Source organism: bacterium (assembly GCA_016124905.1).
GTDB lineage: Bacteria > Pseudomonadota > Alphaproteobacteria > Rickettsiales > RI-342 > RI-342.
This window is the reverse complement of sequence record WGMV01000032.1, coordinates 22,944-48,881: the sequence shown is the minus strand read 5'-3', so window position 1 is coordinate 48,881 and position 25,938 is coordinate 22,944. Positions and strand designations below refer to the sequence as shown.

Sequence of the window (25,938 nt, the reverse complement as noted above, 5' to 3'; positions counted from 1 at the left end):
TCCAGCACGTTGTCGAGGAAGCGCATGATGTCCTCGATCATGGTCGGGTGGCCGCGCCATTCGTAGAAGGTCTCGATGTTCAGCGAGGACAGGCAGCAGACGGCCGTGCGGTTCTGGCCCAGATGGTCAAGGCCGGTCGGCAGGGTGATTTCGCTGCAGAGGTTGGACATTTTGACGTACAGGCCCGCGCGCTTGTGGTGCTCGGGGATGGCGCGGTTGACGTTGTCGATGAACAGAAGATACGGCTCGCCGGTTTCGATGCGGGCGGTGAGCAGCTTGATCCACAGCGCACGGGCTTTCAGCGTGTGCACCGGGCGGCCGCTGCGCGGGGAGCGCAGATCGAAATCCTCATCGGCTTCCACGGCTTTCATGAATTCGTCGGTGATGACGACGCCGTGGTGGATGTTGAGAGCCTTGCGGTTGGGGTCACCGCCGGTGGGGCGGCGAAGGTCGATAAATTCCTCGATCTCGGGATGGTGGATCGGCATGTACACGGCCGAGCTGCCGCGACGGAGCGAGCCTTGGGAAATGGCGAGCGTCAGGCTGTCCTGTACGCGAATGAAGGGAATGACGCCCGAGGTTTTGCCGTTGCTGCGCACGGATTCGCCGATGGAGCGCAGGTTGCCCCAGTAGCTGCCGATGCCCCCGCCGCGGGCGGCGAGCCAGACGTTTTCGTTCCAGAGGTCAACAATGCCCTCCAGACTGTCTTCGGCTTCGTTGAGGAAGCAGGAGATGGGCAGACCGCGATCGACGCCGCCGTTGGAAAGGATCGGCGTGGCCGGGGTGAACCATTGCTGGCTCATGTAATCATACAGGCGCTGGGCATGGGCGGCATCGTCGGCATAATAGCCGGCCACGCGGGCGAACATGTCCTGATAGGATTCACCATCCAGCAGGTAACGGTCCTTCAGCACCGCCTTGCCGAAATCGGAGAGATTATCATCGCGCCGACGATCCACTTTAACGGCGAAAGGCTCGCGCTCCGCCTTGCGTACGGAAGCATGTGTCGGCGTTTTACCCATTCGTTTTCTCCCAGATCCTGCTCAGTTGAAGCACCCTGTTTGCCTTAACACGTTTGACCCGTTTCGGGACGAATCATCGGTGCGGTTTCAGCAGGGGGCGCCTCCCCATCATTGTTACCGTAATATTACCATATGGAGAGAAGGGTGTCCATGTAAAACTAACATATCTTGTGTCATTACCCATCCCAAACACTATATATAGTAGGTACGGGCCAAAAAAGCCCTCCCGCCCCAGATGTAGTGCACAGTCTGGAAATGGTAAAAACCGGGCCATGTTCATGATGGTGGAATAGTTATCCACGCTATCCCCATTATCCACAGGGGCTGTGTGGGACCTTAGAGGGTCCAGATTTAGATTTTATTAACGGTCTGCCACCCTATAGTTTAGGTGAAAAGGATACCATGATGAACGCATCCGCCACGCTTCGCATCGCTATTGCCCAAATGACCTCCGGCCCCGACCGGCAGGCCAACCTGGATGCCGTGCTGCGCGCCATGGACGAGGCAGAGGCCCAAGGCGCGGCCTGGGTGCTGACGCCCGAGACCTGCAACGTGATGGATGAGGATTTCGAGCGGGTGTTGAAGGATACCCGCCATGAGGCGGAGGACCCGTTTATCAACCGGCTGAAGGAAGAGGCAAAAGCACGAGGGATGTGGGTGCTGATCGGCTCCGCCGTCGTGAAGCCCGACGAAACCGGTTTACCTAACCTGCCCTCCGGGCAGGATTGCGCCGCAATAAGCGGCGGGGCGCAGTCGCACCCAGTCGCTTCGCTCCAAACACCCGATAATCGCCTGGCCAACCGGTCGCTCCTTATCAATCACAAGGGCGAAGTGGCCGCACGTTATGACAAGCTGCACCTGTTCGATGCCACCGTGGGGGACGGCGTGGGGCGCTACCATGAATCCGCCCGCTACCGCCCGGGAGAGGCGCCGGTGCTGGCCGAAACGCCCTGGGGCAAGCTCGGCATGAGCGTGTGCTATGACCTGCGCTTTCCTTACCTGTATAGTTACTACGCGCAGGCGGGGGCGGATTTCCTGGCCGTGCCGGCGGCGTTCACCCAAAAGACCGGCGCGGCGCACTGGCATGTGCTGCTGCGCGCGCGCGCGATCGAGAACGGCTGTTTCGTCATCGCCCCGGCGCAAACGGGCAAGCATAGCGAGAAGCGTTTTACCTACGGCCATTCGCTTGTGGTCAACCCCTGGGGCGAGGTGCTGGCCGATGGCGGGGAACATGCGCATACGATGATTGCCGAATTGCCGCTGAAGGCGCTGGAAGAAGCCAGAGGCGCCCTACCCTGCCTGACGCATCACCGGGCACTGGGCTAGTTTGTTAAAAAATTAATTTTTTTGGCCTATTCTGCCTCTGTTCGTAAGGGGCGATTATGTATGAATTCCATGCCACTACGGTTCGGCAATTACTGTCATTAAATACCGAAGGCAGCCTGCCGCTCAATGTTTCATCGCTGTTGCAGGATAATATATTCCTGCTTTCCACCGCCTATGCCTCCCCTGACGGCCGAACCGTGCGCACGGACGGCAACCGCGCTTTTCACGGCGAGCTCCACCTGGGAGCACTGCGCAACGGATGGGAGGAAAAACGCTCCCTGGCCGATCTGCCGGAACCGCCGCCTTCTGCTTCTTCCATTCCGTTGAACCAGTTTTTTCATCTGCTGGGCGAATACAGCATCGATTTTCACGATATGTTCTACTCCCAGGCCGACCATCGCGTGCCGGTGGAGGCACAGGTTATTTTCGATCAGTATTTCGAGCAGCGCGGCGAACCGGCGGGATTTTATCTGCGCGAGGATGCGCCGCCCCATATACGCAGGGCGTGCGAGATTTTCCGGGATGTGGGGTATATCAATAAGGATGGGGTCAATGAACAGGTGGACGGCATCGACTTGCCCATTCCCGTTCGGGCGGATGGCACGAATAACACGCCCAACGGCGCGAATAACGGCGGCAATGAGCTGATCAGCGCGGTGTTCGCCGTGCATCAACTCGCATTACTTCATGGGGTGGACGGGCTGGATTCATGGCCTATTTCCTTCGACAATGCCGCCAATACGGTGATTGGCAATATCGCCTCCACGCTGTTTCCCAAACGCGCCGAGTTTTTTGAGCGGCTTCACGATTCCATTGAGGCGCATACGGACCCTGCCTCCTCCATTGAACCGACCGATATTGCCAGGCGCATCTGCCGGGGTGCCGCATTGCTGGGCTTTGACGATGTGTTGAGCATGGCCGGTGGCGAGCGAGCCTATCAGCAAGCGCAGGAAAAAGGCGCCCTGCCCCAGACTGCGGAGGCCATGACCGAGCGTCTGCGCGGCTGCCTGGTCGGCACCTGGGCGCTGGCCGCGGAACAGAGCCCGGTGATCCGCACCGCAATCCACCGCATGAATAATGGCGGCGCGGAATTGAGCACCGCCGAATATTGCCAGTTCGTTCATAAACAATTGAGCATTGGCTACGGCGTGGTGCTGGCGCCTTTGGCGAATACGGGACGGCTGCTGCAATCCTTTGACAATGTGCCGCCCTCATCCGTATGCGCGGTTCTGGAGGAGGCTTTCGCCCTGACCGTGACTGAACTTGCGCCGCTTTATCTGCAATCCAAGCTGGTGTCGGCCAGCATTGTGGATGCGCTGGCGCGGTTCGGCAGCATGGCTTGCATCGTGCCGGACAGCCTGAGCCTTGCGCCCTTCATGAAAGGCGTGGCGGAAAATCTGGCGGCCATGACCTTGCCCGAATCGCCCCTTCCTATGACGGACAATGAAAAAGCGGTGCTCAACGCGCTGCATAACCGCAGCGACGCAGGCGACGGCAACCGCCCCACGCCGAACTGGCGAAACCAGGATAAGGAAGGCTCGCCCATCGCCGCCTGGCTGGCGGAACATATCGGGTTTGACGGGCTAAGGGAAATTGCGGGATTGCTGGATGGTTACGGCGCGCATCTGGACGGCCACACTCCCAGCAAACAGGATGCCGCACAGTTTCTGCAGCAGGTTCATTGCATTTGCGAGAAGCACCAGGCGCCTGACCTGATGAATGCCCTGACGCATGCGATTCCCAGCCTGGAAGCCGCACAGGTGGATATGACCAGCGTGCTGCTTTTCACCGGCCAGGGCATGACACCGCCCGTTACGGAGATTTGCTGATGGGCTGCAGCCTGACATTTGCCGAGAAGCATCTGCTGAAAGACCATAAGGCCGTGGTGGAGGTGCATGCGCATGATAAGCGGGGAACGGCGTTTTATGCTTTTTTGCTTTGCGACGGCGACGGGCTGCTGAAACTGCGCGAAATGGAAGGGCGGGATGATTTTTTTCCGCTGTGGGAAGCGGGCGATGTGATCATCCAGGGGTTTGGAGATCAGGTGCCGGGGCCGGTGAATGACTTTATCCGCGCGGAATACCCGCCTGCGTAAACACCTGAAAAACGGTGTGTCATAAGGATTCTTTAATCCCTTGGGCTTAGCCTGAATTGCATGGGGAAATGCGTCCGGCATCATGGCGGAAGGAACAGTCGCGGCTTCAGCTTGATCGAGCTGGCCGTCCTCATGACCGTGCTGGCCGCCGCCATGGTGGCCACGCTGAGCTGGATCGCCCCGTCTTCCACCGAAAATGCCCAGCGCATCACCACCACGCGGGAGCGGATGGACGTTGTTACCCAGGCGCTGCATGCCTTTCGCAGCAAATACGGCCGCCTACCCTGCCCGGCCAACCCGGCCTATGGCGAAGACCATCAGAATAACGGGATGGAGGATTGCTGGGAACATACGGGCACGCCGAATTTCAGGTATTCCATGCGCGGTAGCATCCCCACGCGCACGCTCGGCATATCACCGGAATATGCGCAGGATGGATGGAACCGGTTGTTCACCTATCAGGTGTCGCGCATGATTTGCGATTTTGACCCCACCGCGCCGATTGCCAACCAGGTGGGACAGCCGATCAATTGCTCCGCCGGGGATTATGAGCAGGGAACGGGGGCGGCGGGTGCCGGGTCCGGCTGGCTCAGCATCAGCACCACCGACCCGACGAGCAACTGTGCCGACGGGGTGAGCTGCGATATTCCCGTTACGGATAGTGCTGCCTATATCCTCATCAGCCATGGCCCGAACGGATTTGGCGCCTGGCTGCCGTCCGGCGTGCAGAAAGGCGTGGGGAGCATTTCCGCCAGGGAAGACCGGAACCGCCATAATGGCGATGGCGATACGGATTTCTGGGACGACCATTTTTCTAACAGTTTTGACGATCTCGTTTATTACGAAACGCGCGACCAGGTGAACCAGTCCACCACCGATTTCGACCGGATTCCCTTCTCGCAGGAGGAGTGCCAGGATATGGCGAGCCTGACGCTCAGCCAGTTTACCAATGCAGAGGCCGGCAGCGTCAATGGAAGCGGGACGCTTACAGCCTTGTTTACCACCGGCATGCAGCCGGATGCCGCGCTGCTGGACCTGCTGTGGGAAACGCAGGAAGTGTGCGCCAAGCTTTATAGCGGGGTGTATAATGGGTCGGGCTTTACCACGCTGTCGCATGGCATGACATTGATCAATGCCAACAGCTTTACCGTTGTTGGCGATAAAACCGATATTTATACGGCGGGCAGAAGCATTCGCTTCACCGATCCGGTCGGCGGGGGGGCCATTACCCGTAACGTGGCGAGTTCAAGCTATGCGGCAGGTACGAACCTCACGACGGTGAACCTTGCCGCAGGAACGGCGCTTACCAGTGCTTACAGCCAGGTTGCCGTCAACGGCGACCCGATGGCATGCCCGGGCTCATCCAGTGCGACGGGGCGGAAGTTTAACCGGACGCTGTGGGATACCGATGATTTTGATGGCGGTATTAACACGGATGTGGATACGGGCGGCGGGGTGATTGTCAGTCAATATGATCCGGGTACTCCACCCGATAGTGGCTTTTATCCCAATTCAGGCAATAGCGCGGGTAGCTATACGGCTTATAAAAACCCCAATCCGATTGGATATAAAGACCCCGCGCTTGCGGATGACAGGGTGAGCTCACCGAACAAACCCGCCGCCACAAGCCATCTGGGCAAGATGAAGGCCAATGACCTGTTCAATGGGCGTATCGGTTTTTGCGCATGCCCCTCGACATTGCCGGTATGGAACAACAATACCGGCGTCTGCCAGGCCGCGTGCGGCGGTGCCACGCCTAACTGGAATACTATCACCTTCACCTGCGACCCGGCATGCGGCGGTGGTCTGGTGTGGGATCCCGTTACCAACTCATGCATTACACCGCCACCATGACCATGAGACATTCCCCATCCCACGGTTACACGCTTCTGGAAATCGCCCTGGTGCTAGCGGTGCTGGGGGTGCTGCTGGGCGGCGCGTTGTCGGTGTATACGCAGGCCAATGATGCGCAGAAATTTGATGAAACGCGCGAGCGGCTCATACAGATCGACCAGGCATTGAAACGGTTTTTTGCCATCAACCGTTACCTGCCCTGCGCGGCGAATGGCGCGGTGCCGGATAATTCCGCCGCGCTGGGGCTGGAGATGGCCACCAACAGCGGCACTGCCACGGCGCCACGGATGACCTGCGTGGCGCCGCAGGGCGGGGCGGAGATGCTCGGCATCGTGCCGGTGCGCACGCTCGGGCTGCCGCCGGAATATGCCTATGACGCCTGGGGACGGCGCATCAGCTATCAGCTGACATCCAATTTACGCCATACAGATAACTGGCTGAACCAGTCCGTCGATGGGGATATCGACGTGCATAAGCTCGACGGGTCGGTGTTGACGGACACCACGGGCGGTGCGGCTTATGTGCTCATCAGCCATGGGCGCAACGGATATTACGCCTATCTGGCCGATGGATCGCGCTTGAGCATCCCCGGCGGCTATACGGGCGCCGACATCGACAATGGCAGCGGGCTGGACGGGCGCTTCACTTATTCCGAAAAGACCGCGAGTTTTGATGATGTGGTGCTGTTCCGCGCCAAGGGGGATATTTATGTGACCAAGCGCTTCGCCCGCGTGGTGGAACCGCGAACGGTGACCTGCACCAATGCACGTAGCATCGTGCGCGTGCCGCGTGACACCTGGGTAGGTTATTTCGCTGCGGCCTACCAGACCCATGCTAACCGTATCTATAACATCGCTCTGAAGATGGACCAGTATTGCAGCAACTCCACCCTGGTGGCGCCGGTGCATTGCCCGCGCAACACGCTGTATCTGGGGCCATGCCTGGCCAGCGAGATTTCCGGCGGAACCTGCACGACCATGAGCTATTCGGACGGGGAGCAATATAACTACGCCATGTCGAATGGAACCATCTATGCGGGGATGGACCGCCGCACGAGCATCGACTGCCAGTGCCCGGGCTTTGTGGACAGCTCCATCAATGCCTATCCCAAATTCCTGAACACCAGCTTCAGCAACCATTATTTCGGCGCCTGCCTGCCATAGGGCATGGGGCTTGAAACGCCGTTTGCGGCACCTACTTTTTTGTATGTAACAATGTTGAACATGCATGAAAGGAGAAATGCCATGTCCTGGTTAGCACCGCTTGCAACGCGCTCCAACCTTGCCCGTTCGAGCAGCTATGACCCATTTGATAATTTTCGCGGCGAGATGGACCGGCTGATGGACCAGTTCTTCGGCCAATCCAGCTTTTTGCCGAGCCCGAGCAACCCGCAGCCGATCGCCCATGTCCGCATGAATATCGCGGAGACGCCGGAGGCATTGACGGTGAAAGCCGAACTGCCCGGCATGGAGGAAAAGGATGTGGAGGTGACACTTCAGGAGCAGGTTCTGACCATACGCGGTGAGAAACGCGCCGAGAAGGAAGACAAGAACACTCAGTATCACCTGATGGAATGCAGCTATGGCAGTTTTTCACGTTCCGTCCGCCTGCCCTATGCGGTGCGGGACGAGGATGTGGAGGCGAGCTTCGCCAACGGCACGCTGACGGTGCGCATCCACAAGCCCAACGAGGCGCGCGGCGAGGCCCGGAAAATCCCCCTCAAAGGCAAATAAGCGCCGATGGAGGCCCCGGACGTTGCGGTCCGGGGCTTTTTTTGTATGGTGCGCCCATGATACACGCATGGCCCTTCAGGGAGCACCGTCATGAAAGCCTTTATCCTGCCCGTCGGCATCATTCTGTTTCTGGTCGCGCTGGGCGCCGTTTTATGGGTTTATGGCCCACAGCCCGGCAGGGAGCGCACCAGCCTGGACGGCATCACCGCAAGCCCGGTGGCCTCGCTTGACCTGGGCGGCCCCTTCACCCTGACCGACCAGCACGGCAAGATACGCAAGGACGAGGAATTTCGCGGCCGCTTCATGCTGGTTTATTTCGGCTATACGTTTTGCCCTGACATTTGCCCAACCGACATGCTGGCCATGAGCCAGGTGCTGGAACGGCTCGGCAAGGACGGGGAGAAGGTGGCCGCCATGTTCATCACGGTGGACCCGGAGCGCGACACGGCGGAGCATCTGGCCAGCGTGATGAGCAATTTCCACCCCGACATGCTGGCGCTGACCGGCAGCCTGGAGCAGGTGGAGGCCGCCAAACAGGCCTATAAGGTTTACAGCGCCAAGGCGACGCCCGAGGGCACCTCGGCCGATTATCTGGTGGACCATTCCACCTTCATCTACCTGATGGGGCCGGACGGGCGCTACATCACCCATTTCAACCACGGTACCCCAGCCGAGACCATCCTTGAGCGTGTTAACAGAGAGCTTGCCAAACAGATAAAAGCAGGCTCTATTGGCCGGAAATCATCCAATTAGATTCACTCCGGGGAGAGCATGTCCATGAACAGCAGCAATAAAACCGCCCTTTTCGCCTGCCTCCTTCTGGTGGCGGTGGCGGCTTACGCCATTCCGAAAATGGCCGATAAACGTGCGGAAATGAGCGGCGCGGAAGAGGCCGCCATCTCGCCCGCCGCCGGCCCGGCCCATGATGTGACCAGCAAAGACCCCGTAGCCGCCGCCATCAAGGACGCCAAAGGCAAAGCCGATGTGACGGTGGTGAAAGCATGGGCTATGGCCTCCAACGGCAAAACGGGCGCGGCCTTTCTGACGCTTGAAAATAAGGGCGCAGGCAATACCATTCTGGTGGCGGCCGAAAGCCCCGTGGCTAAGCGCGTGGAATTCCATACCCACATCATGGATGCCGGCATTGCCCGCATGCGCCCCATCGGCACGGTGGTGTTGCCCGCGGGCCAGACGGTGGAAATGAAGCCGGGTGGGCTGCATGTGATGCTGTTTGATCTGAAACAGCCCATCGTTGCCGGGCAAAGCTTTCCGCTGCGCCTGAAATTCAATGATGGCAAAGTGCTGGAGACGGATGTGAGCGTTCAGGCGGAACCGGAAGCAGCCCCTGCCCCAGCCACGGAAAGCCCGCTGCCTGCCTCTGGCTCGGCTGTACCCGCCGCTGAAGGCACCCCGGTCGGGCATGACATGGACCATATGGACCATGGCGCGCACGGTCAGGCGCCGACCGAGTAAGGAAACGACCATCAACGGAAAAGAGCGCCCGGTTTCCCAGGCGCTCTTTTTTATGCGTTCAGCCGATTCTAGTGCATGGTGCCGTTGTCGTTGGCATAGCGGCAGAGCTCCGGCGGAATATCCGTCAGGCGCTGCGGAATGGCGCGGGCGACGGGGTTGAATTGCTCCTCGCTCTGGCGAACCAGCTCGAGCAGCAGCTTGTCGTGATGGAAATCGCGCAGATCCTGCAGCACAAGATGCAGGTGATCCAGCCCTTCCTGCCAGAACCAGGGGGAGAAGATCACGTCATCCTCGTTGGTTTCGGCATCGATGCTGCCGGGGAATACGTCGTTGGCATTGGCCACCTGCTCCAGGTTGGGGATCAGATCATTGGAGAGCACCTGCTGTACTTCCTCCAGCGACTGAATGACCGTTACCATTTTGCTGTTTACTTCTTCCAGCTGATGCAGGTTCATGCGTTGCGGCTGGGTGAGAAGATCATGAATGTCGCGCACGGCTTCGGTAAATAAGGCGGCAGCCTCGCCGGAAAAACCGGCCAGTGAACGGAACGCGGCCACCAGGTCACGCCGTTTGGAGGCTTCCTTCACTGTACCGGGGCTCAGGTTCTTACCCGCCCGGATACCGTTGACCGCATTGTTGGCCACAATCGTCATGAAACGTTGGGCATTGGCGATATGCAGTGGCATGTTCGTAACTCCCTGTTGGGAATGCGTTGTTTCCCCTTTTCTAGTACCTCTTATTTAAAGCGAGATTAATTTTCTGGTTAATTTTTATGGCAGATCGTTATTTTTGATATTTTACCTAAGCTTTTTATAATTATGGGTTTTATTGCCAATCTTTGGCCGCGCCCTGGTTAATTTCATGCATTTTCTTCAAATTTATTGCGCGCATTTTCTCTATTTATTTTCGCATAATTTATTAACAATTGGTGGATTTTACCTGCCCGCTTGCTTTTGGCCCAATTTGCACTTGATTTTTGCAGCACCGGCCTGTAGAGCCTTCAACCTCACTGAGCGCAGCTTTTGCGCCCGCTTCATGGCCCCTTCGTCTAGCGGTTAGGACATCGCCCTTTCACGGCGGTAACACGGGTTCGAGTCCCGTAGGGGTCACCAAGCACACGCTCCAATAGCGTCCGAATCATTCCAATGCATATTAGAAGGTCTGTTGGGTCAGGCGGCGTTGGTTTTGCGTTTTTTCTTTTGGGTAGGCACGTCCAGCGGGGCGGTGAGGCGTTGATATTCGGCGAAGAGGAACTCTACGCGCTCGCGTTCGTTGGCGAAGGGCTGTTTGCGGTAGGCGGCGTCCACGGCCTTATCCAGCGCCTGATGCGCTTTTAGCAGCGCGGGCGGCATGGTGAGCGGGTCATAGAGATCGGCCATTGTGGCGTGGGGGAATTCTGCTCGTGCATCCAGCACGGCCTGCGCCTTGGCTTCGATGGCCTGTTGCTGTGCCTCGGTGGGTGTTGGCCAGGGGAAATTATTATACACCAGCGTATTGGAGTAGCGATAACGGCTTTCTAGTCTGCCGCACACCTGCCGCATCCAGGCATTGTGCATGAGGGAGGTGAGGATGCCAAAGTGATAGAGGGTGGCGTTTGAAACAATCATAACCAAATCGCTACATAATGTTTCAGGCGCAGAGAGTCCTATGGGAATATAATAGCGTCGCTCAGAAGACACCTTTGGCACGATTAAGAAGTTATTGCTTGGCATGTTTTCTACGTGAAACCTGGTCGGTGTCGCCGCGATCGCATTAGTCGGCTTGCTTTTGCTTTCACTACGAAGCTTCCGAACTTGCTCAACACGTTTGATTGCTTCTGGCATTTGCCTCAATGCTTCTGGTGGGCAATTGCCAAGCCATAAGCACCAACGTTCCCATCCATTTATAAATTCATCTGATCCTAACCAGCGGCGAAAATAAACCGCAGCTTGAGGCTCTTTGACTAAAAACTCCGCTTTTTCCTCTGTAGTGAAAAGGTAATGACCGCCATCAATAGGTTTATTACCAATACCTATTTCTGGAGCATTACAAATCGGTTTGCTGCGCTTTGTAACAACCACATTCACAGCATCCACCAAATAAGGATTAATGTTTGCCGCACGGATGCGGTGCGGTTCAGCTGTGGGTTGATCGTAGTCAAACAGCCAACGCTCTTCGGGTGCATAGGCGGCAAAACCAATGATCACCACATGCACAGCCGCAATATCCAGCCCCTTGATGCGCTTTTCATCAATCGTCCATTTAAACGTGCGGTGGGCAAAGTGAATATGAATGCCCAGACGCTGCAGCATGGGCTGCCATAGCACGCCCACCTGCTCGCCCTGTGTAATGGAGTTGGTTGATACCAGCGCCACAATGATTTTTGTGCCTTGAATAAAATGGGCGGCTTTCCAAAACCAGGCGCTTACATAATCCAGCACACCTGCACCGTGAACACCTGCGAAGATTGTTGCAAGCTCTTCCCTTTGCTCTACTGATTGATATTTTGAGCCCACAAACGGCGGATTGCCGAGCATGTAATTCAGATTCTCCGGTGCAATCACCGTTTTCCAATCAATTTCCAGCGCATTGCCATGCGTGATGTGGGCGGATTTTTTGAGCGGCAGGCGCACCAGGCTTTGCCCGAAGGCGCTGGATAGCAGCATGTTCATCTGGTGGTCCACCAGCCACATGGCGGCCTCGGCGATGCGGGCGGGGAATTCTTCCAGCTCGATGCCGTAGAACTGGTCTACATCCACTTTGCACAGGGCGCGGATATCCAGCACCCGCTGGCGTTCCTTCGCCGGATAAAGCGCTTCCAGCAGCTCGATTTCCAGCAGGCGCAGCTCACGGTAGGCAAGGATGAGGAAGTTGCCGCAGCCGCAGGCCGGGTCCATGAAGGTGAGCGTGCCAAGTTTGGTATGAAATGCTTCCAGCCGCGACTGGCGGCGGCTGCTTTTATCGGCCTTGATGGCGGCCAGCTCGGCCTGCAATTCATCCAGAAACAGCGGATGGATGGTTTTGAGGATGTTCTTCTCACTGGTGTAGTGGGCGCCTTTTTTGCGCTGTTCCTCCGGCAGCATCACGGTTTGAAAGAGCGAGCCAAACAGCGCGGGCGAGACGCGGCTCCAGTCAAAATAGCAGCAGGTCAGCAGGGCCTCGCGCATGGCTGCGTCAAAACTGGGGATGTCGATGCGCTCTGCAAAAAGCTGGCCGTTGACATAAGGGAAGCGTGCGAGGTCTTCATCCAACGATGATGAGCGACGCGCCTCCGGCGTATCCATGATCTGAAACAAATGAATCATGTGCTGGCCCAAGTCGCTACCATCCTCGCTGGTGCGGTCCTCGATGTAACGCAAGAAGCTGTCACGCTCAAAAATGCCGGTGTCATCCGCAAAGAGGCAGAACATTATGCGCACCAGCAGCCGCTCCAGATGGGCGCCTGTGTAGCCCGTTTCGGCCAGCTTGTTGTGCAGGTTGCTCATCAGCCCGGCGGCTTCCACGTTAACCGGGTCCTGGTCCTTATAAGCCTGCTGCTGATAACCGGCGATAAAGCCGAACAGGCGGATTTTCTCCGGCAATGCCGACAGGGTGAAGTGGTGTTCCTCTCCCGTGTCCAGGTCAAGTAGTTCGAATGTCTGAAAGTCGGATAGCAGGATATAGCGTGGCTTTTCACGCTCTTTCAGGCTCAAAAAATAGTCCGTGGCCTGGACGCGGGCGGCGACCAGGTTTTTGCCCATGGATTTTTGTTCCACCAGCAGCACGCCCGGCCAGAAAAGGTCGATAAAACCGCGTTGGTGTTCGCCCAGCTTCAGGCGCTTTTCGAAATAGATGTTCACGTCGCGCCGGGCGCGGCCGAAAACATGGAAAAAATCGTGGTAAAAGCTGGCGGTATCGCCTTTTTCATACCCTTTGCCCTGCCAATCGGCGGCAAAGCGGGCGGCGCGGGCGCGGATTTCATTCCAGCTTAGGGGCATAGGGCACTTTCTGTCTATGGCTAACCACTAGGTTATATTCGACCAAACACCTGACCACAATTGCCTATTGGACGCCTTTTGGCGCTGTCATGGGGCTTTAATAATCTGTGGGCATAATGGGGTATTGGTTTAAGGGCATGGCATGAGCGACGTTACGGCCAGCGAGACCCGGCAGGTTTATGATGCACTGGCGCGGCGGGCGAATACCGGCGCGGCGGGGTTGCCTCTTTTTGCCGACTGCATGCCGGATTTGCGGCAGATTGCGGGCGCTGCCCCGCAGATCGCCAATCTTTCCATCCCACTGCCGCCCAGCGGGCTGCGTGCCAATGATTACATGCATCAGCTGGTGGATATGGCCCGTAATGCCTCCCCCGACCAGGCCGAGGCCTATCATTTTTACCTGCGGGAAGCGGCTTTGCTGGTGAATGCGGAGCTGCTGACCGCTTATCCGGATGCACAAAGCCGCCCGGCGGACGTGCAGGCGGTGATCGACCTCAATAAACGCCTGATGGATGAATATCTCCCCCATGTGCGCGAGGAGCTGGACCTGGCGGAAGACCAGCAGGCATTCGGCCTGCTTGAGCCCCTGTGGATGGCAGAGCAGGTAGTTGACTTGCCCTTCGACATGCCGCTGCCGGATGCGAAGGAGGCCATTGCCCGGTTTGCCGATGCGCTGGGCGACCGGCTGAAGGAACCGGCTTTTGCCGCGTTGAGGGAAACGCTAGAACAGCAGCTCGGCATTCAGGATGCCACCATGATACCGGAATTTCTCCGGGGCATGATGGATACGATCGGTGATATGCCACTTTCGGGCGAAAGCGCAGATACGCTGACGCAGGCATTCGACTGGATGGAATCTATCTCGGAAGATATCGCCGATCTTCCGCCGGAAGAGATGGCGGCATTTCAGGATATCCTGGATCTGGCGTCGGAAATGGGCCTGCTGGATGACGGAGTGAGCATGCCCTCCATCGATATGGACATGCCCATGCCGGAGGGTGAGGCGATCACAACGACCGATGGCGCGGAGGTGACGGAAACCGCCGAACCGGAGACGGATAATGCGGCCGTGCTGGCGTCTGACATTGCGGCGCAGCTTTCACCCGAGGTGACGGCCCTGTTGCAGGCGGTGGGTATTCTGCCGCAGCCGATGGCCTCCAGCCTTGGAGTAAGCGAGAATTTCAGCCCCGACGCAAGCCAGGCGCAGGGCGCCAAGCCGGATATGCCGACGCCATCCCTACGGTAAATTCACGATTCTTTGCCTGCTAAGGGGTCGAAAATTTATTCGGCCCTTGCTTAGGTTGCTCCATGCTGAACGAGACCATGGAGATCATCGACGTGCAGGAACGCTTACCGGTTGCGGATGCTGGCAGCGGCGTGGCGTTTGATCTGCGCCAGCATTGCGAGGCCGTGGCCAAGGCCAGCCATGCCAGCGTGCTGGTGGATTATGCCAATTATTACAGGGCTTTGTATGAATCTATCTGCAAGGCTCGGCATTCCGTGTTCGTGCTGGGATGGGACATTGACAGCCGCATTCGCCTGCTGCGTAGCGATGATGCGAAAAAAACCGAATGCCCCATACGCTTTTTTGACCTGATTCAATGGAAAGCACGGCAAAACCCCGGGCTGAAGATTTACCTTAACCGGTGGGATTACACGCTGCATCTGGCGCTGGAGCGCGAGATGTTCGCCGGATGGAAATGGCGACTCGGCTCACCGGCCAATGTGCATTATTGCGCGGATCATGCCGTGGCCCTTGGCGGATGCCACCATCAGAAAATCGTGGTGGTGGATGATGAGGTGGCATTTTGCGGCGGCATGGATATTGCCCAATGCCGCTGGGACCGGCGCGAACATTACCCCCTGAATCGTCACCGGGTTGACCCCAAGGGAACGCTGGGTTTTGGGTGGAAGCGTTTTGGCCCCTACCACGATGTGCAGATGGTGGTGGCCGGGCCCGCCGTGCGGCCGCTGGCGCAGTTGGCGCGCGACCGCTGGAAACACGCCGCCGGTGAAGAGGCTGCGCCCATACGGCCGCAGACCGACCATGTGCTGCCGGATGCCTGGCCGGATTCCACCGCGCCGCAATTCATCCAGGCGCCGGTGGGCATGGCGCTGACCATGCCGCCGCGCCCCGAGCAGGAGGAAGGCGTTCATCAGGTGGAGAAACTTTACCTGGAACTGGTCGCCCAGGCGGAGCAATTCATTTACATGGAGAACCAGTATTTTTGCTACGAGCCCGTGGCACATGCGCTGAACCGACGCATGAAGGAGCGGCCAGAGCTGCGGGTGCTGCTGGTGGGTTCCTATGAGCCTGAAGGCATTATGGAGCGCAAGGCCATGTGGCACGGCCGGTATCGATTTCGCCGTATTCTGGAAGAAGGCATCACCAACCGTGTGGCTCTCACCTATCCGGTATCGCGCGTCAAGAATGTTGAGAAGCGTGTGCGCATCCATTCCAAAACCATGATCGTGGATGACCGCTATCTGCGCGTGGGTTCTTCCAATCTCAACTGGCGTTCCATGCGGGTGGATACGGAATGCGACCTGGTGGTGGAAGGCGTCGATGCACGCTCACGGCGCAATATCAGCATGGTGCGGGCCGACCTGATTCGCGAGCATACGGGGCATGAGCTTGCCTATATCGAAGCCTGCATCCGCGAGGGCGCGGGCATCGACCGGCTGCTTGAGGAAGTGCCCCATAGCCGCCAGCATCTGCGCCGTGTAAAAGACGAAGCCTACCGTCATGAACGTTTCGCCGGTATCGCCGCCCGCCTTGCCGATCCGAAAGAACCTTTTTTCCATTGGGGTTGAACCATGCCTGCGCTTTCCATTCCACCGCGTTATCGCCGCTGGGTGCGCCTGGCGATGGTGGTTGCGGCCATATGCATGCTGGCGCTGGTGTGGAAGGTGACGCCCCTGGCGGATTACGCCACGCCGGAACATATTCGCCCCCTGCTGGAATCCGTTCGTTCGACCGCATGGGCCGTGCCTGCAGCCATCGGCATTTACACCATCGCCATGCTCTGTTTTTTTCCACATATGGCCATGAGCGCGGCGGTGGTGCTGATTTTTCCACCGCTTGAAGCCATTTGCATCTGCATGGCGGGATCGCTCATCAGCGCCAGCATCGGCTATGGCATCGGGCGCAGGCTCGGTTTGCGTTCGGCGCGCGCGCTGGTGGGGGATGCGGCGCAGAAGGTTTCCGGCTATGCGAAAAAGGGCGGTGTGCTTGGCATCGCGCTGCTCAGGATGCTGCCGATTGCGCCCTATATGGTAGTGAACCTGGCGCTGGCGATGCTGGAAGTGCCGTTTTTTGTGTTTCTCGCGGGGACGTTTTTTGGCGCCTTGCCCGGGGCCATTATCGCTTCCCTGCTCGGCTATTCGGCGCTTGAACTGTGGGAAAATCCATCGCCGGAAAACCTGATGATGGTGGGGGGCGGTGTGCTGGCGTGGCTGGTGGTGGTTGCCGGTTCTCATCTGGCAAACCGGCAATGGCAGCGCCGCAAGTTGCGGAGCGCAGCAAAGTGAACAAGCTGCGCTTCCTGTCGTTCAATATTCACGGGGGGCGCAGCCTCAGGGGTGTGCGTGACCTGAGCCGCCTACACGCACTGATGGAACGGCTGGACGTGGATATCGGCGTGTTTCAGGAGATGGAAACACGCGCTTCACGCGGGGGGCATGAAGGGGATGTGGAACGGCTGGCAGGACCGGGCCGCCCGCACCGGCTGTGCGGGGCCAGCATCCGCGAGGGCAAGGGGTGGTATGGCAATCTTATCGTCAGCCGTTATCCCATCCTGCGCGGGCTGGTACATCATCTGGAAACAAAACCCGACCTTGAACCGCGCAATGCGGTGGACGCGCTGATTGAAACCCCGCGCGGAAAGCTGAGGCTGATCGGCACGCATTTATCGCTATCGGTTTTTGAACGCTGGTGGGAGGCGCGCAACCTGTTGCGGCTGATGCGGGATGTGGAAGAAAAAGAGCCCAACCCGGTGCTGCTGATGGGGGATATCAATGAATGGCAATATCCCTCGCGTTTGATTCGCTACCTCAACAGCGTGATGACCCCCCTGCCCTGTGGGCCGACCTTTCCTTCCTGGCTGCCATTGCTGAAGCTCGACCGCGTGTGGCATGACGCGCCGGGCCTCAATGTCACCGCGCACCGGCTGGGCAGCCGGGGCATACGCGCCCTGTCAGACCATCTGCCGTTGCTGGTGGAAATTGATTACCGCTGAAAATCAGGCAATTTGACGGCCTCATCGCCCACCACACGGTTTTGCGGCAGGGCATGGGGATAATGCCGCTGAAGCCAGCTCATCAGCCCTTCGCGCACATAGCAGCGCAGATCCCAGGTGGTGGGCGAATCCTTGGCGGAAACCAGCGCGCGGAGCTTGATGGCTTTTTCCGTCGTTTCGGTGACCTGCAGCACGTTGGTCCGTTTATTCCAGAGGGGCGAGGCCTCCAGCAGGCGGGTCAACTCCTCGCGCATTTCATCCACGGGAACGGTATAATCGGCATAGATTTCCACCGTGCCGATGATTTCGGCCGTGCGGCGCGTCCAGTTTTGAAAAGGTTTTTCATTGAAATAGGTGATGGGCACGACCAGCCGCCGCAAATCCCAGATGCGAACCACCACATAGGTGAGCGTGATTTCCTCGATCCAGCCCCATTCGCCTTCGATCACCACGGCATCCTCGATGTTGATGGGCTGGGTGATGGCGATTTGAATGCCCGCGAAGATGGAGCCGATGGTCTTTTGCGCGGCAAAGCCGATGAGGATACCGGTGACGCCTGCCGATGCAAGCAGGCTGGTGCCAAGCTTGGTGACACTGTCAAAGGTCATCAGCATGAGCGCGAGGGTGATGATGATGATGAGTACGATGATGACGCGGTAAAGCACATTGAACTGCGTGTGCATGCGCCGGGCACGGTAATTATCCGCCGTCAGCATGTTATAGCGCTGGATAAAGTGCGCCTTGCACACGCTGATGAGCGAGACGGCAAGCCACCCGGTGCAGGCAATGGCGAGAAGGGATGAGACATGGCTCATTGAATCGCGCCATTCGGCATCGCCCGCATTAATCACCAATGCTGATTTGGCAAGGAGCGCGAAGAAAATAAGTGTGAGTGGCTTTTGGGATGAGTGAATCAACTTGGCCATCAGCGCGGAACGCTGCGAACGGCCCAGAATCTGCGTGAGCTTGCCGATGAGAAGATACAGGGCTGTGCAGACGACGACCCAGCCGCCAAACTGCAGGAATGGATTATTCCATAAAGGGTACTTCCACAAGAAACCGGTTATCGCGTGTATCCACTGCATGGTGGGTTCCGATGATGATTCATCAATGACTGGGACCAGTATTCATAAGAAAGTTCATATAAGGAGGCCATGATTTAGCGCGGAAAGGCTGTAAAATTACCGCTTGTTTATCATCCGTTGATACATGTCGCACTATATGACCGCATGATTTGATACGGTGTTGTGTATGCTGCTTATCATCAGCATCAGGGGGTTTTTATGGTCATCGACATCCAGCAGCCCGACCCGCCACGGACCGACAGAAGCAACGGGATGTGGGCCCTTTTCGCCATTGTGCTGCTGGCCATCGCGCTGGGTGGATACGCGGTTTATCATGTTCAAGTGGTTGCCAACGACCGTTTGAACCGTGAAGTGGAACATGAGACGAAGCGCTCGGCCCTTGACCATGAAAATGCGGGGGCGCTGGTATCCTGCGGGAAGCAGTGCACGCTGGCGCTGGTACATTGACACCGCCCATTGTTACGTCCAACAGATTGATTATTATGCTTTAATTTTAAGGCATTACGGGCACATAAAAAATCCATATGTTTCCATAAATAATTCAAATCATGCGTAAATTGATGGATTTCATATGTGAGTGACCTTAAAAATCCTAGGTTTTTAATGTCATTTTTCACCGGATCGCCGAATGCCACATACAAAAATGCCGATTGCCGAGCCGAGCCAGCTCAGAGGAAATCTCTCCGTCAGCATCGGGCTTACCGCCGTATTTTTATTTTTCGTTTTCAGCGGCTACATTACCTATTGGAACACGCGCAACCTAAGTGAGAATGCCCAGGAAGTGACGCGAACGCATGATGTCATCACATCAATCGAACGTTTATTTTCCTTGATGAAAGACGCGGAGACAGGGCAGCGGGGTTATGTCATCACCGGTGATGACCGCTATCTGGAGCCCTACAACGTAGCGCTTTCATTGATCAATGACGAATTCAAGCGCCTGAGCGAGCTGTGCAAAAACAGCCGCGAGCAGTCGGCACGGCTGCCCGAAATTAAGTCCTTCATCGGTTTGAAGCTTCAGGAACTGAAGGAAAGCATCCAGGTGCGACGGACAAAAGGATTCGCCGCCACGCTCGCCATTATCGAAACCGACCGTGGCAAGGCGACGATGGACGGCCTGCGAGACCAGGTGAACACCATGAAACAGGCGGAACGCGAACGCCGCGCCTCACGGTTTGCAGATATGGATAATGCCTATCGCATCGCGGTGGCAGGCGGGATTGTGACGGCTCTGCTTGGGCTTTGCCTTTCAGTGGTGGTGGCCTTTCTGGTGCGACGTTCCACCCTGACCCGGCAACGGCAGGAATGGCTGCAATCCGGGCAGGTTGGCCTTAGCAGCTCCATGTTAGGCGAGCAAAGCGCGATGGAACTGGGCGTTAGCGTCATCACCTTTCTGGCGCAGTATTTCAATGCGCCGGCGGGTGCCTTTTTCATCAAAGAGGGTGGCAGCTTTCAGCGTGTGGCGACCTACGGCATTTCCACCGGCGATGAAACGCTGCAGCATTTTGAAATGGGCGACGGGCTGATTGGCCAAGCCGCGAAGGATAACCGCATCATGAGCTTTAACGAGGTGCCGGACGGGTACCTCACCATCAGCTCGGCACTGGGATATGGCAAGCCTCGCTATCTGCTCATCGCACCGGCGGCCGTGGACGGGGATGTGAATGCGATGATCGAACTCGGCTTCATGAATCCGCTAGATGAAAAAACCATAGAGCTGATGAGGAAAGTATCCGATGCAATAGGCGTTGCCGTGCGATCGGCCAATTATCGGGCCAGCCTGCAGAACCTGCTCGAGGAAACGCAGCGCCAGTCGGAGGAGCTGCAGTCGCAAAGCGAGGAGCTTCGCGTTTCAAACGAAGAACTGGAGGAGCAGAGCCGTGCCCTGAAGGAATCCCAGGTGAGGCTTGAGCAGCAGCAGGCGGAGCTGGAGCAGACCAACTCCCAGCTGGAGGAACAGACGCAACAGCTGGAAAACCAGCGCGACATTCTGGCACGGTCACGCACGGAGGTGCAGCTCAAGGCGAAGGAACTGGAACGCGCCAGCCAGTATAAATCGGACTTTCTGGCGAATATGTCGCATGAATTGCGCACACCGCTGAACTCATCGCTCATCCTGGCCAAGCTGCTGGCGGATAACCCTCAAGGCAACCTGACGGAAGAGCAGGTGAAATTCGCGCAGACCATCCAGTCTTCCGGCAATGACCTGCTGGCGCTGATCAACGATATTCTCGATCTTTCCAAAATCGAGGCCGGGCATATGGAAGTGAGGCCGGAGCCCGTGCTGATCGAGCAGCTGGCCAAGGACATGACGCATAGCTTCAAGCAGGTGGCCGCGCAGAAGAAACTGAAATTTGACGTGCAGGTGGCGCCCAACTGCCCCATGACGGTGGAAACCGACCGGCAGCGGCTGGAGCAGGTGCTGCGCAACCTGATCTCCAACGCGCTTAAATTCACCGAGAAGGGAAAGGTGGAGCTTTCCATCGCGCGCTATCACGTCAACCAGGTGGCCCTGACGGTGAGCGACACGGGTATCGGGATTGCGAAAGAACAACAGCAGCTGATTTTTGAGGCCTTCCGCCAGGCGGATGGCACCATCAGCCGTAAATACGGCGGCACGGGGCTTGGCCTTTCCATCTCGCGCGAGCTGGCGCGTCTGCTGGGCGGCAGTATTGAACTGAAAAGCAAACCCGGCAAGGGCAGCAGCTTCACCGTCATAATTCCTGAAACCTATGATCCGAGCCTGGTGCCGGACCATGTGCGTGTGGTGGCAATCTCCCAAAGCGAACAGGAAATCGAACCAATTGCCGAAACCGCCGTTAAGCCGAAGAAAGGCAAGCAGAAAAAAGGCGAATCTGCCCTTCCTGCGCCGAGTATTGAGGATGACAGGGATCACCTGAAGGGCGACCGGCACACGATTCTGGTGGTGGAGGATGACGAGTCTTTCGCGCGGATTCTGTATGACATGGCGCATGAGCTGAACTTCCAGTGCCTGATGGCCTCCACGGCGGAAGACGCGCTTGCCGTGGCGGACCATTACCGCCCCGATGCGGTGGTGCTGGATGTGGGGCTGCCGGATAATTCCGGCCTTTCCGTGCTGGACAGGTTGAAGCGCAACGTGCGCACGCGGCATATCCCCGTGCATGTGGTATCGGGTAGCGACTATACCCAGACGGCGCTTTCGCTCGGCGCGGTGGGCTACATGCTCAAACCCGTGAAACGGGACGAACTGCTGAAGGCGCTACAGCAGCTGGAGACAAAGCTTTCGCAACGGATGCGCCGCGTGCTGATTGTCGAGGACGATGCCGTACAGCGCGACAGCATGCAGAAGCTGCTTGGCTCGCACGAGGTGGAAACGGTGGCGGTGGGCACCGCCGGGGAATGCCTGAAACGCCTGAAGCAATCCACCTTCGATTGCATGGTGCTGGATCTCTCCCTGCCGGATGCATCGGGCTATTCGCTGCTGGAGACCTTGAGCAAGGAGGACGCCTATTCCTTTCCGCCGGTCATCGTCTATACGGGGCGCGACCTTTCGGCGAACGAGGAACAGAGCCTGCGGCGCTATTCCAAATCCATCATCATCAAAGGGGCGAAATCGCCTGAACGGCTGCTGGACGAGGTGACGCTGTTCCTGCACCAGGTGGTGGCCACGCTGCCGGCCGAGCAGCAGAAAATGCTGGAGAAAGCACGAAACCGCGACGCGGTGCTGGAAGGACGTAACATCCTGGTGGTGGAAGACGATGTGCGTAATGTTTACGCGCTCACCAACATCCTGGAACCACGCGGGGCGGTGGTGCATATCGCCCGGAACGGACGCGAGGCGCTGGATGTGCTGGAGGCGCGCATGGACAAGCCGGATGAGCGTATCGACCTGGTGCTGATGGATGTGATGATGCCCGAGATGGACGGGCTGACGGCAACGCGTGAGATACGCAAGCGCTCCGGCTGGAAAAAGCTACCGGTGATCATGCTGACAGCCAAGGCCATGAAGGACGACCAGGAGCGCTGCCTTGACGCGGGGGCCAATGACTACATGGCCAAGCCGCTGGATGTGGACAAGCTCTTGTCGCTCGTGCGCGTGTGGATGCCGAGGTAGCCATGAACGAAAAGGTGGAGGATATCGAACTGAAGCTGCTTCTGGAGGCGTTGTTCCAGAAGTATCATTACGATTTCCGCGGCTATGCCATGGCCTCCATCAAGCGCCGCCTTAAGCAGGCGAAGGAGCATTTCAACTGCCAGAATTATTCGCAATTGCAGGACATGGTGCTGCATAACGCGCATGCGCTGCCCAAGCTGCTTTCCTTTTTGACGGTGCAGGTGAGCGAGATGTTCCGTGACCCACCTTATTTCAAAGCCATCCGCGAGAAAGTAGTGCCGCATCTGCGCACCTACCCCTCGCTGAAAGTCTGGATAGCCGGATGCAGCACGGGGGAGGAGCTTTATTCCTTTGCCATTCTCTTTCGCGAGGAGGGGCTGGAAGAACGCACCATGTTCTATGCAACCGATATCAACCCCGATGCGCTCAGCAAGGCGGAGGCGGGCGTTTATGGGCTGGACCGCATCAAGCTGTTTACCGAGAATCATCGCCTGTCCGGCGGGAAGACCTCGTTGTCGGAGTATTACACGGCCGCTTACGGCGCGGCGCATTTCGACAAAAGCCTGCGCAAGCGGACGGTGTTTTCCGACCATAGCCTGGTGAGCGATGCGGTGTTTGCGGAAATGCAGTACATCTCCTGCCGCAATGTGCTGAAGTATTTTGACCGTGAGCTGCAGGACCGCGCCATCGGCCTGTTCAAGGACGCCTTGCCGCGCAAGAGCTTTCTCGGGCTGGGGTCTAAAGAGAATCTCCGCTTCTCGGCGCATAATGACGCGTTTGATGAATTCTCACGCGAGGAGCGCATCTATCAGAGGCGGGCCATCGTATGAACAAGCATCTGCTTGAGAATGGTAAAACGGATATGCCCCAGGCCGTTGTCATCGGCGCATCGGCGGGGGCGGTGGATGTGCTGTCGCAGCTGCTGCCAAAGCTGCCGAAGGATTTCCCCTGCCCCGTGATGGTGGTGGTGCATATACCGCCGGATAAACGAAGCATCCTGGCCGAGCTGTTCAGAGATAAATGCAAGGTTTCGGTGAAAGAGGCGGAGGATAAGGAGCCCATCCGAAGCGGCACCGTTTATTTCGCCCCGCCCGATTATCACCTGCTGGTGGAGCCCGATAAACGGGTTTCGCTTTCCACCGAGGAGCCGGTGCTGTTTTCGCGGCCATCCATCGATGTGTTGTTTGAGACGGCGGCGGATGCCTATGGCCCTGGCCTGACCGCCATCGTGCTGACGGGAGCCAACGAGGACGGCGCGCACGGCGCACGCACGGTGGAGGAGGCAGGCGGACGCGTGCTGGTGCAGAAGCCGGAGCTCGCCTTCGCCAGCGCCATGCCGGAAGCCGCGCTGAAAGCCTGCCGTCATGCCCTGGCGCTCAGTCTGGAGGATATTCTCTCAACCCTGAAACATTCCTATCAAAAAAGCATGAAAGCCGCGTTATGAACACTTCCACAGAACCTGTTTATTTTCTGCTGGTGGACGACCTGGAGGAGAACCTCCTGTCGCTGGAAGCGCTGCTGAAGCGCGACGGGCTGGTGCTGCTTAAGGCGCAATCCGGCCCGGAGGCGCTGGAGCTGCTGTTGAAGCATGAGGTGGCGCTGGCGCTGATGGATGTGCAGATGCCCGGCATGGACGGGTTTGAACTGGCGGAGCTGATGCGTGGAACGGAACGCACGCGGCGCATCCCCATTATTTTTCTGACCGCCGGAAGCGCGGACCGGCAAAGGCGCTTTCGCGGTTATGAAGCGGGTGCGGTGGATTTCATCCATAAGCCGATTGAGCCGGATGTGCTGAAGAGCAAATCCCAGGTGTTTTTTGAGCTGTATCGCCAGCAGCAGCTGCTGGCCAACCACCGCGATCAGTTGAAAGCCTATGCCGATGCCCTGAAAGAGGCCGACCGCCGCAAGGATGAATTCCTCGCCACGCTGGCGCATGAGCTGCGCAACCCGCTGGCGCCCATCCGCAATGGATTGCAGATACTCAGCATGTCACCCACCGGCGACGTGGCGGAGAAAATCCGCGACATGATGGAACGGCAGTTGACGCACCTGGTGCGGCTGATCGATGATTTGCTCGATGTGTCGCGCATCAGTCAGGGAAAAATCGACCTGCGTAAGGAGCGCATAACACTGCAGTCGGCCGTGCAGGCGGCGATTGAGGCAAGCAAGCCTTTGATCGAGGCAAGCAAGCACACACTGGTACTTGAGATGCAGGAGGAACCGCTATGGGTGGACGCGGACATGACACGGCTGGCGCAGATCGTCAGCAACCTGCTCAATAACGCGGCGAAATACACACCCGATGGCGGCACCCTTACCCTGAGGGCACGCAAGGATGGGGCATCGGCTGTTCTGGAAGTCGCCGATAACGGGCTAGGCATTCCCGCCGAGATGCTGCCGCGCGTGTTTGATCTCTTCACCCAGATCGACCGTCATCTGGAGCGATCGCAGGGAGGGCTCGGCATCGGGCTGGCACTGGTCAAACGGCTGGTGGAAATGCATGGCGGCACCATTGCGGTGACAAGCAGCGGCCTGAATAAAGGAAGCTGCTTTACCCTGTCTCTGCCTTCGGTAGCGCCACAGGAGCAGCCGGATAGCAAGGATGCCGACGGCTCAACGATGGCGGGGCATTCGCTCTCCGTGCTGGTGGTGGATGACAATGTGGCTTCCGCCAAAACTACGGGCTGGATGCTGGAAATGGTGGGGCATCGGTTTCAACTGGTGCATAACGGCAAGGAAGCGCTGGAGGTAGCGACGACGCTTCTGCCCGATGTTATTCTGCTGGATATCGGCCTTCCGGGCATGAATGGGTATGAGGTGTGCCGCGAACTTCGCAAAAACCCACGGCTGCAGCATACGGTGATGATCGCCCAGACGGGCTGGGGGCAGGAGCGCGACAAGACCGAAGCCCGGGAAGCCGGGTTTCATCACCATTTCGTCAAACCGGTTGACTTCAAGGAACTGTCCAAGCTGCTGGCCAGCATTGAGCCGACGAAAACCAGCGAGCCCAGCAGTGCCGCCTGAGGAAAACCCTATGTATGTAACGATAAATCCTTATTA

The 25,938-nt window shown here is 57.8% G+C and carries 21 protein-coding genes and 1 tRNA gene; 18 read left to right on the top strand and 4 right to left on the bottom strand.

The window, feature by feature from the left end:
* On the bottom strand, window positions 1-1,022 hold a 1,022-nt coding region (locus GC177_08885), incomplete at its 3' end, for a ribonucleotide-diphosphate reductase subunit alpha (GenBank protein MBI1276071.1).
* 405 nt (window positions 1,023-1,427) lie between these two features.
* Here GC177_08885 and GC177_08880 point away from each other — a divergent pair.
* The 8 genes from GC177_08880 (at window position 1,428) to GC177_08845 (ending at window position 9,503) form a co-directional block, all read left to right on the top strand.
* Window positions 1,428-2,348: a carbon-nitrogen hydrolase family protein gene (locus GC177_08880; protein ID MBI1276070.1), complete on the top strand. Its 921-nt coding sequence runs from the start codon at window positions 1,428-1,430 to the stop codon at window positions 2,346-2,348.
* Window positions 2,349-2,404: 56 nt separating this feature from the next.
* On the top strand, window positions 2,405-4,177 hold the full coding sequence (locus GC177_08875) for a hypothetical protein (GenBank protein ID MBI1276069.1): 1,773 nt from the start codon (window positions 2,405-2,407) through the stop codon (window positions 4,175-4,177).
* Window positions 4,177-4,443, top strand: coding sequence for a hypothetical protein (locus tag GC177_08870; protein ID MBI1276068.1), 267 nt, complete (start codon window positions 4,177-4,179; stop codon window positions 4,441-4,443). Before GC177_08875 ends, GC177_08870 begins: the two co-directional genes overlap by 1 nt.
* Before the next feature lie 111 nt (window positions 4,444-4,554).
* Window positions 4,555-6,297: a hypothetical protein gene (locus tag GC177_08865; GenBank protein MBI1276067.1), complete on the top strand. Its 1,743-nt coding sequence runs from the start codon at window positions 4,555-4,557 to the stop codon at window positions 6,295-6,297.
* Entirely contained in the window at window positions 6,237-7,460 is a 1,224-nt protein-coding gene (locus tag GC177_08860; GenBank protein ID MBI1276066.1) for a prepilin-type N-terminal cleavage/methylation domain-containing protein, read from the top strand. The genes GC177_08865 and GC177_08860 overlap by 61 nt, the downstream gene beginning before the upstream one ends.
* A gap of 3 nt (window positions 7,461-7,463) precedes the next feature.
* Window positions 7,464-8,030, top strand: a complete 567-nt coding sequence (locus GC177_08855; GenBank protein MBI1276065.1) for an Hsp20 family protein — start codon at window positions 7,464-7,466, stop codon at window positions 8,028-8,030.
* A gap of 90 nt (window positions 8,031-8,120) precedes the next feature.
* Window positions 8,121-8,783: an SCO family protein gene (locus tag GC177_08850; GenBank protein ID MBI1276064.1), complete on the top strand. Its 663-nt coding sequence runs from the start codon at window positions 8,121-8,123 to the stop codon at window positions 8,781-8,783.
* Between the two features lie 18 nt (window positions 8,784-8,801).
* Window positions 8,802-9,503: a copper chaperone PCu(A)C gene (locus tag GC177_08845; protein ID MBI1276063.1), complete on the top strand. Its 702-nt coding sequence runs from the start codon at window positions 8,802-8,804 to the stop codon at window positions 9,501-9,503.
* A 68-nt stretch (window positions 9,504-9,571) separates the two neighbouring features.
* Here GC177_08845 and GC177_08840 read toward each other — a convergent pair whose 3' ends face one another.
* A complete protein-coding gene (locus GC177_08840) occupies window positions 9,572-10,189 on the bottom strand; it encodes a hypothetical protein (protein ID MBI1276062.1) in 618 nt (205 codons plus the stop codon).
* A gap of 351 nt (window positions 10,190-10,540) precedes the next feature.
* Here GC177_08840 and GC177_08835 point away from each other — a divergent pair.
* Window positions 10,541-10,615: transfer RNA gene (locus tag GC177_08835), tRNA-Glu, on the top strand.
* A gap of 57 nt (window positions 10,616-10,672) precedes the next feature.
* Here the strand turns inward: GC177_08835 and GC177_08830 are convergent.
* Window positions 10,673-13,459 (bottom strand): class I SAM-dependent DNA methyltransferase, encoded by a 2,787-nt coding sequence (locus tag GC177_08830; protein MBI1276061.1) that lies wholly within the window; start codon window positions 13,457-13,459, stop codon window positions 10,673-10,675.
* Between the two features lie 142 nt (window positions 13,460-13,601).
* On the opposite strand from GC177_08830, the gene GC177_08825 reads away from it, so the two are divergent.
* The 4 genes from GC177_08825 to GC177_08810 all read left to right on the top strand — a co-directional run bounded on the left by GC177_08825 (window position 13,602) and on the right by GC177_08810 (window position 17,697).
* The gene (locus tag GC177_08825) at window positions 13,602-14,705 is read left to right on the top strand and encodes a hypothetical protein (protein ID MBI1276060.1); all 1,104 of its coding nucleotides are present in this window, start codon (window positions 13,602-13,604) and stop codon (window positions 14,703-14,705) included.
* Window positions 14,706-14,767: 62 nt separating this feature from the next.
* The gene (locus tag GC177_08820; GenBank protein ID MBI1276059.1) at window positions 14,768-16,273 is read left to right on the top strand and encodes a hypothetical protein; all 1,506 of its coding nucleotides are present in this window, start codon (window positions 14,768-14,770) and stop codon (window positions 16,271-16,273) included.
* A 3-nt stretch (window positions 16,274-16,276) separates the two neighbouring features.
* Window positions 16,277-16,990, top strand: coding sequence for a hypothetical protein (locus GC177_08815; GenBank protein MBI1276058.1), 714 nt, complete (start codon window positions 16,277-16,279; stop codon window positions 16,988-16,990).
* The gene (locus GC177_08810; GenBank protein ID MBI1276057.1) at window positions 16,987-17,697 is read left to right on the top strand and encodes an endonuclease; all 711 of its coding nucleotides are present in this window, start codon (window positions 16,987-16,989) and stop codon (window positions 17,695-17,697) included. Before GC177_08815 ends, GC177_08810 begins: the two co-directional genes overlap by 4 nt.
* Here GC177_08810 and GC177_08805 read toward each other — a convergent pair.
* On the bottom strand, window positions 17,688-18,623 hold the full coding sequence (locus GC177_08805) for a mechanosensitive ion channel (protein ID MBI1276056.1): 936 nt from the start codon (window positions 18,621-18,623) through the stop codon (window positions 17,688-17,690). The two genes, GC177_08810 and GC177_08805, sit on opposite strands and share 10 nt — an antisense overlap.
* 357 nt (window positions 18,624-18,980) lie before the next feature.
* Between GC177_08805 and GC177_08800 the strand changes: the two genes are divergently transcribed.
* From GC177_08800 to GC177_08780, 5 genes are all read left to right on the top strand, one after another.
* A complete protein-coding gene (locus GC177_08800; protein MBI1276055.1) occupies window positions 18,981-19,229 on the top strand; it encodes a hypothetical protein in 249 nt (82 codons plus the stop codon).
* 181 nt (window positions 19,230-19,410) lie between these two features.
* Window positions 19,411-22,878, top strand: a complete 3,468-nt coding sequence (locus tag GC177_08795) for a response regulator (GenBank protein ID MBI1276054.1) — start codon at window positions 19,411-19,413, stop codon at window positions 22,876-22,878.
* Between the two features lie 2 nt (window positions 22,879-22,880).
* Complete coding sequence (locus GC177_08790) at window positions 22,881-23,708, top strand: protein-glutamate O-methyltransferase CheR (protein ID MBI1276053.1); 828 nt, start codon at window positions 22,881-22,883, stop codon at window positions 23,706-23,708.
* Between the two features lie 32 nt (window positions 23,709-23,740).
* On the top strand, window positions 23,741-24,322 hold the full coding sequence (locus tag GC177_08785) for a chemotaxis protein CheB (GenBank protein MBI1276052.1): 582 nt from the start codon (window positions 23,741-23,743) through the stop codon (window positions 24,320-24,322).
* A complete protein-coding gene (locus GC177_08780) occupies window positions 24,319-25,902 on the top strand; it encodes a response regulator (GenBank protein MBI1276051.1) in 1,584 nt (527 codons plus the stop codon). The genes GC177_08785 and GC177_08780 overlap by 4 nt, the downstream gene beginning before the upstream one ends.
* The last annotated feature ends 36 nt before the right edge of the window (window positions 25,903-25,938 follow it).

What these genes read in the sequence shown, in the direction of transcription:
- GC177_08825 (MBI1276060.1), top strand. Translation starts at nt 13,602, where the DNA reads ATGAGCGACGTTACGGCCAGCGAGACCCGGCAGGTTTATGATGCACTG.
- GC177_08830 (MBI1276061.1), bottom strand. Translation starts at nt 13,459, where the DNA reads ATGCCCCTAAGCTGGAATGAAATCCGCGCCCGCGCCGCCCGCTTTGCC.
- GC177_08880 (MBI1276070.1), top strand. Translation starts at nt 1,428, where the DNA reads ATGAACGCATCCGCCACGCTTCGCATCGCTATTGCCCAAATGACCTCC.
- GC177_08805 (MBI1276056.1), bottom strand. Translation starts at nt 18,623, where the DNA reads ATGGCCAAGTTGATTCACTCATCCCAAAAGCCACTCACACTTATTTTC.
- GC177_08870 (MBI1276068.1), top strand. Translation starts at nt 4,177, where the DNA reads ATGGGCTGCAGCCTGACATTTGCCGAGAAGCATCTGCTGAAAGACCAT.
- GC177_08860 (MBI1276066.1), top strand. Translation starts at nt 6,237, where the DNA reads ATGCGGCGGTGGTCTGGTGTGGGATCCCGTTACCAACTCATGCATTAC.
- GC177_08795 (MBI1276054.1), top strand. Translation starts at nt 19,411, where the DNA reads ATGCCACATACAAAAATGCCGATTGCCGAGCCGAGCCAGCTCAGAGGA.
- GC177_08855 (MBI1276065.1), top strand. Translation starts at nt 7,464, where the DNA reads ATGGGGCTTGAAACGCCGTTTGCGGCACCTACTTTTTTGTATGTAACA.
- GC177_08840 (MBI1276062.1), bottom strand. Translation starts at nt 10,189, where the DNA reads ATGCCACTGCATATCGCCAATGCCCAACGTTTCATGACGATTGTGGCC.
- GC177_08780 (MBI1276051.1), top strand. Translation starts at nt 24,319, where the DNA reads ATGAACACTTCCACAGAACCTGTTTATTTTCTGCTGGTGGACGACCTG.
- GC177_08850 (MBI1276064.1), top strand. Translation starts at nt 8,121, where the DNA reads ATGAAAGCCTTTATCCTGCCCGTCGGCATCATTCTGTTTCTGGTCGCG.
- GC177_08800 (MBI1276055.1), top strand. Translation starts at nt 18,981, where the DNA reads ATGGTCATCGACATCCAGCAGCCCGACCCGCCACGGACCGACAGAAGC.
- GC177_08815 (MBI1276058.1), top strand. Translation starts at nt 16,277, where the DNA reads ATGCCTGCGCTTTCCATTCCACCGCGTTATCGCCGCTGGGTGCGCCTG.
- GC177_08820 (MBI1276059.1), top strand. Translation starts at nt 14,768, where the DNA reads ATGCTGAACGAGACCATGGAGATCATCGACGTGCAGGAACGCTTACCG.
- GC177_08845 (MBI1276063.1), top strand. Translation starts at nt 8,802, where the DNA reads ATGTCCATGAACAGCAGCAATAAAACCGCCCTTTTCGCCTGCCTCCTT.
- GC177_08790 (MBI1276053.1), top strand. Translation starts at nt 22,881, where the DNA reads ATGAACGAAAAGGTGGAGGATATCGAACTGAAGCTGCTTCTGGAGGCG.
- GC177_08785 (MBI1276052.1), top strand. Translation starts at nt 23,741, where the DNA reads ATGCCCCAGGCCGTTGTCATCGGCGCATCGGCGGGGGCGGTGGATGTG.
- GC177_08875 (MBI1276069.1), top strand. Translation starts at nt 2,405, where the DNA reads ATGTATGAATTCCATGCCACTACGGTTCGGCAATTACTGTCATTAAAT.